This is a genomic window from Sphaerisporangium sp. B11E5 (genome assembly GCF_039871875.1).
Lineage (GTDB): Bacteria > Actinomycetota > Actinomycetes > Streptosporangiales > Streptosporangiaceae > Sphaerisporangium.
Genome location: NZ_JBDPMD010000048.1, coordinates 62,713 through 69,229, shown reverse-complemented (window position 1 = coordinate 69,229; position 6,517 = coordinate 62,713). Strand labels below are relative to the sequence as shown.

General features: G+C 69.4%; 3 protein-coding genes. 1 reads left to right on the top strand and 2 read right to left on the bottom strand.

Annotated elements, in window-relative coordinates; genetic code table 11:
- Positions 1-85: 85 nt before the first annotated feature.
- Positions 86-1,759, bottom strand: coding sequence for a sodium:solute symporter family protein (locus ABGB17_RS31505; RefSeq protein ID WP_347636459.1), 1,674 nt, complete (start codon positions 1,757-1,759; stop codon positions 86-88).
- Between the two features lie 242 nt (positions 1,760-2,001).
- Here ABGB17_RS31505 and ABGB17_RS31500 point away from each other — a divergent pair, with 242 nt between their 5' ends.
- Positions 2,002-5,205, top strand: coding sequence for a cellulose binding domain-containing protein (locus ABGB17_RS31500; RefSeq protein WP_347636455.1), 3,204 nt, complete (start codon positions 2,002-2,004; stop codon positions 5,203-5,205).
- 85 nt (positions 5,206-5,290) lie between these two features.
- Here ABGB17_RS31500 and ABGB17_RS31495 read toward each other — a convergent pair whose 3' ends face one another.
- Positions 5,291-6,385, bottom strand: coding sequence for a hypothetical protein (locus tag ABGB17_RS31495; protein WP_347636452.1), 1,095 nt, complete (start codon positions 6,383-6,385; stop codon positions 5,291-5,293).
- Between the last annotated feature and the right edge of the window lie 132 nt (positions 6,386-6,517).

Genomic DNA, 6,517 nt, shown 5'->3' with positions numbered 1-6,517 from the left:
GTCGGGGGACTCGGGGTGGCTGGTCGGGGTGGGGGAGGTGTCGTCGGGGGGTTCGGGGGTTCGGGGGTTCATCGGGTGGGGCCTTTCAGATGAAGGGGAGGTAGAGGGCCGCGGACAGGATGAGGGCGCCTGTGCCCAGGAGGAGGGGGGAGCGGTACCAGGCCTGGTCGCCCTTGATGGAGTCGTCGGCGAGGGTTGTGTCGGTGAGGCCGTACACCAGGCCGCGGAGTTCGGACTCGGGCTTGGGGGTGGTGAGGAGGGTGACCACCACGGAGACGGCGGCGTCCACGACGAAGGCGATGCCGGCGCCCCAGAAGCTGGCGTTGAGCTCGGTGCCGAAGGCCAGCAGGCCCGCTTTGTACAGGATGTACGAGGCGAACGCGGCCAGGGTGCCGCACAGGAGGCCCCAGAAGCCGGCCCACGGCGTCATGCGGCGCCAGAACAGGCCGATGAGGAACGTGGCGAGCAGAGGCGCGTTGAAGAAGGAGAACAACGTCTGCAAGTAGTTCATGATGTTGCTGAAGCCGGCGGCGATGAGGGCGGTGCCGATGCCCAGCAGGACGCCGGCCACGGTGGCCCAGCGGCCGAGGCGCAGGTAGTAGCCGTCGGAGCGGTCCTTGCGTATGTGGGATCGCCAGATGTCGTAGGTGAAGACCGTGTTGAAGCCGCTGATGTTGGCCGCCATGCCCGCCATGAACGACGCCAGCAGGCCGGTCACCGCGACGCCGAGGACGCCGTTGGGGAGCAGGTCGCCCATCAGCAGTGGGATGGCGTAGTTGTACTGCGGGCCGCCGGGCTTGCCGAGGTCGCTGAACAGGACGAGGGCCACCAGGCCGGGGACGACCGTGACGGCGGGGATGAACACCTTGGGGTACGCGGCGACGATGGGGGTGAGCCGGGCGGCGGTGGTGTTGCGTGCGGACAGGCCGCGCTGCACCTCGGCGAAGTTGGTGGTCCAGTAGCCGAAGGACAACACGAACCCGAGCCCGAGCACGATGCCGATCCAGTGCGCGCCGAGGGGGTTGTCGCCCGACGCCGTGCCCTGCCAGGCGTGCAGCCCGCCGTCGCCGAGCGCGGTCTGCCGCACCTTGTCGGCGAGGCCGGAGAACCCGCCGACCTTGATCAGCCCGAGCACGGTCACCGGGATGAGGCCCGCCAGGATGACGAAGAACTGCATCACCTCGTTGTAGATCGCCGAGGACAGCCCGCCGAGCACCAGGTACACCAGCACGATCGCCGCCGACACCACGATGGACAGCATCAGCGGCCACCCGAGGAGCGCCCCCATGACCAGCGCCAGCGCGTACAGGTTGATCCCGGCGATGAGGATCTGCGCGACGGCGAAGGTGACCGCGTTGACCAACTGCGTCTGCCCGTTGAAGCGCCGCCGCAGGAAGTCCGGCACGCTGTGCACCTTGGAGCGGTAGTAGAACGGCATCATCACGACGCCGAGGAACACCATCGCCGGTACCGCGCCGATCCAGTAGTAGTGCACCGTCGCGACGCCGTACTGCACGCCGTTGGCGGCCATGCCGAGGATCTCGGTGGCCCCGAGGTTGGCGGACAGGAACGCCAGGCCCGTGATCCAGGCGGGCAGCGAGCGCCCGGACAGGAAGAAGTCGAGGCTGGTCTTGACGGTGCGCCGGGCGACGAAGCCGATGCCGAGCACGGTGAGGAAGTACAGCGAGAGGATGAGGTAGTCGAGGAGGTTGACGTCCAGCCGGAGGTCCGGCGCCGCCAGAGCCAGTTGGTGAGCCACGGCTTGCCCCGCTACCCCGATTTTTCCGCCTTTCACCTGGGACGACGAGGCGTCCACACCCGTCCCCCACACCGAGAAAGTTTAAAGGTCAAACTATTGACGCGCAGGGCCGCGCTGTGTGAACCTGCGGCCGTGGCGTGTCAGGCGCCCGGCACCACAGTTCCATGCACGCTGGAGGTCGACGGTCAGGGTCCCACCTGATCGTGCATGGCGGTTTGTCCGTATTCGAAGGGAAACCGTTCATGCGCAGAAAGCTCCTCGGGCTGCTCGCCATCGTGATGGCGGCATGCTTCACCGCGGGCCTGAAAGCCCCGCCGGTCACGGCGGCGGCGTCCGACCCGTACACATTCAAGAACGTCCAGATCGCCGGCGGCGGCTTCGTGCCGGGGATCATCTTCAACCAGTCCCAGCGTGATCTCATCTACGCCCGCACCGACATCGGCGGCGCCTACCGCTGGAACCAGTCGACGCAGACCTGGATCCCGCTGCTTGACTGGGTCGGCTTCGACAACTGGGGCTACAACGGCGTGGTGAGCCTCGCCACCGACGCGGTCGACCCCAACAAGGTCTACGTCGCGGCCGGCATGTACACCAACGACTGGGACCCCAACAACGGCGCGATCCTGCGCTCGTCCGACAAGGGCGCCACCTGGCAGCGCACCGTGCTGCCGTTCAAGCTCGGCGGCAACATGCCGGGCCGCGGCATGGGGGAGCGCCTGGCGATCGACCCCAACCGCAACAGCATCCTGTACCTCGGCGCGCCGAGCGGCAACGGCCTGTGGCGCAGCACCGACTCCGGCGTGACGTGGTCGAAGGTCACCAACTTCCCCAACGCCGGCAACTACGCCGAGACCCCCGGTGACGCCTACGGCGGCGACAACCAGGGCGTGGTGTGGGTGACGTTCGACAAGCGCACCGGCACCTCGGGCAACGCCACCCAGACGATCTACGTGGGGGTGGCCGACAAGGCGAACACCGTCTACCGCACCACCAACGGCGGGACGAGCTGGGAGCGCGTCGCGGGGCAGCCCACCGGCTACATCGCGCACAAGGGTGTGCTCGACACCACCAACGGCTACCTGTTCCTCGCCACCAGCGACGGCGGCGGCCCCTACAACGGCACCAAGGGTGACGTGTGGCGGTACGCGACCGCGACCGGCACGTGGACCCAGATCAGCCCGATCCCGTCCAGCAGCTCCGACAACTACTTCGGCTACAGCGGCCTGACCGTCGACCGCCAGCGTCCCGGCACCCTGATGGTCGCCACGGTGAACTCCTGGTGGCCGGACGCCATCTTCTTCCGCAGCACCGACTCCGGCGCCACGTGGACCCGGGTGTGGGACTTCACCAGCTACCCCAACCGTTCGTTCCGCTACAAGATGGACATCACTTCCAGCCCGTGGCTGACGTTCGGCACCAACCCCCAGCCTCCCGAGGTCACCCCCAAGCTGGGCTGGATGACCGAGTCGATGGAGATCGACCCGTTCGACTCCAACCGCATGATGTACGGCACCGGCGCCACCATCTACGGCACCACCGACCTCGGCCTGTGGGACAGCGGCGGCCAGTTCACCATCAAGCCGATGGCGGCGGGCCTGGAGGAGACCGCGGTGCTCGACCTGATCAGCCCGCCGTCCGGCGCCCCGCTGATCAGCGGCCTCGGCGACATCGGCGGGTTCCGGCACACCGACCTCACCAAGGTCCCCTCCATGATGTTCACCTCACCGGTGTTCACCACCACCACCAGCCTCGACTACGCCGGCGGCAACCCCAGCATCATGGTGCGGGCGGGCAACTTCACCGACTCCGACCGGCCGAACGACAGCCACGTGGCGTTCTCCACCGACGGCGGCGCCAACTGGTTCCAGGGCACCGAGCCCGGCGGCGTCAACAACGGCGGCACGGTGGCCGCGAACGCCGACGGCAGCCGCTTCGTCTGGGCACCCGGTGACGCCGGCCAGCAGGTCGTCTACTCGGTCGGCTACGGCAACAGCTGGAGCGCCGCCTCCGGCGTGCCCGCCAACGCGGTGATCGAGTCGGACCGGGTGAACGCGAACAAGTTCTACGCCTTCTCCGGCGGCGGCTTCTACGTCAGCACCAACGGCGGCGCCACCTTCACCCGCACCGCGGCCACGGGCCTGCCCACCACCGGCAACGTCCGCTTCAAGGCGCTGCCCGGCGCCGAGGGCGACATCTGGCTGGCCGGCGGCACCAGCGGCGGCACGTACGGCCTGTGGCACTCCACCAACTCCGGCGCGTCGTTCACCAAGCTCTCCAACGTCGCCGAGGCCGACAACATCGGCTTCGGCAAGGCCGCGCCCGGCCGGACCTACCAGGCCCTCTACACCGTCGCCAAGATCGACGGCGTGCGCGGGGTGTACCGCTCGGACGACACCGGCGCCACCTGGGTCCGGATCAACGACGACCAGCACCAGTACGGCAACATCGGCGAGGCGCTGACCGGCGACCCGCGGATCTACGGCCGCGTCTACATCGGCACCAACGGCCGGGGTGTCATCTACGGCGACCGCACCGGCGGCACCACACCGGACACCACCGCGCCGACGCGGCCCGGCACGCCCACCGCGTCGTCGATCACCTCCTCCGGCGCCACGCTGTCGTGGACGGCGTCCACCGACGACACCGGGGTCACCGGGTACGACGTCTACCGCGAGGCCGGGACCACGGACGTGAACGTCGGCACCGCGAGCACCAACTCGTTCGCGCTCACGGGCCTGTCGGCGTCCACGTCGTACACCTTCTACGTGGTGGCCAGGGACGCCGCGGGCAACACCTCGCAGGCGTCCGGCCCGGTGACGTTCACCACCACCGGTGGCGGCGGCCCGGACACCACGGCCCCGTCCAGGCCGGGCACGCCGGCCGCGTCGTCGATCACGTCCGCGGGCGCGACCCTGTCGTGGACGGCGTCCACCGACAACGTCGGCGTCACCGGCTACACGGTGTACCGCGAGGCCGGGACCACGGACGTGAGCGTGGGTACCCCGGCCACGAACTCGTTCGCGCTCACGGGCCTGTCGGCGTCCACGTCGTACACCTTCTACGTGGTGGCCAGGGACGCCGCGGGCAACACCTCGCAGGCGTCCGGCCCGGTGACGTTCACCACGACGGGCGGCGGGACCGGCGGCTGCACCGCGACCTACCGGATCACCAACTCCTGGCAGGGCGGCTTCCAGGGTGAGGTCACGGTGCGCAACAACGGCACCTCGGCCATCACCGGCTGGACGGTGGCGTGGACCTTCGCCAACGGCCAGACGATCACCCAGATCTGGAGCGGCACGCACACCCAGTCCGGCGCCTCGGTCAGCGTTCGCAACGTCGCCTACAACGGCAACGTCGGCGCGGGCGCCACCGCGTCGTTCGGGTTCAACGGCTCGTGGAACGGCACCAACGCCGTCCCGTCGCCGATCACCTGCACGGTGGCCTGACGAAAGGGCCGGCCCGGCACCCCCTGCGGGTGCCGGGCCTGTCCGGTCCTCCGGGCATGCCGGAGGGGTTCGAAAGAGGAGCGGCTCAGACGGCCGAGGTGTAGGTGACGAAGGACGGATGGTTCACCGGGGTGGTCGAGAAGTAGCAGACGACGTTGCGTATCCACACCACCCCACCCGAGGTGGCCCACAGCGTGAAGATGTTGCAGTACTCGGGGCCGGGCCCGAACGCTGTGGCCTGGACGTGGTCGGGCAGCACGCCGATCCCGGTGAAGTTCACCAGGCGGTGGCCGACCCCGGTGCGCTGGAGGGTGACGGCTCCGCCCGCGGAGTTGAAGTTGACGTTCGGCGGCACCGGGACGTACGGCCCTGCGGTCGCCGGCGAGTTGTCGAAGGTGTAGCCGAAGTACGCCGGGGGTGCCGCGCCGCCGGTGATGGCGCGCCGGAACTGCCAGGTGAGGTTCCAGGCCGTGTTACGCGGGTTGTTGACGGCGTCGAAGCAGCGCACCTGGACCTGCTGGACCGCACTGGAGGTCAGCCACCCGGCGACCTTGCAGCGCGCCGGCGCCTGGGGATCGACGGCGGTCACCTGGAAGCCGCCTGCCTGGGTGCCCGTGCCCATGCCGTTGAGCGTCACGGTCCAGAGCCCGACCCCGGCGGGGATCACGGTGTTGGTCGCGCCGAGCGAGTTGAACGTGGAGCCGATCGACCCGCCGGTCCAGTGGACGTACGCGAGCCCGCCCTGCGCGGGGGGCACCGTGCCGCTGCTCTCCTGGAACATGACGGTGAACGCGCTGTTCACCGGCGTCCCGGGGAACTGGTAGCACTGCACGATCACGAGCTCGTCGACGCCGTTGGTGCCCCACCGCTGCACCTGGCAGGAGACGGGCCCGGTCGAGACAGCGGTGACGTGCACGATGCCGCGGGCGGTCGTGCCGATCTGGGGGAACGTCACCAGGAACTGGCCGACCCCCATGGGGGAGACGGTGACGTTGAACCCGGCGGGCCAGCTCCCCGCCTGGTGCGTGGGGTTCGGTATGCCGCTCGGGATGTCGACGAGCGCGAACCCCCACCGGTTGGGGGCGGCGGCCTCGGCGCTCGTGCCGCCGACGGCGATGCCCGCCGCCACCAGCGCGAAGACACAGAGGAGTCGTGTGACAACTTTCCGTAGTCGCTTCATTACGTTGTCCATCCACCTCGGGGACTGGAGCGATGGGCCGGTGCGCCGCCGCGACCGGCGGGGGACGTGGCGCGTTCCACGTCCCCACGGCTCTTGAATAACCCCCGCGCCGCCGGTTGAGAAGACCCAAAC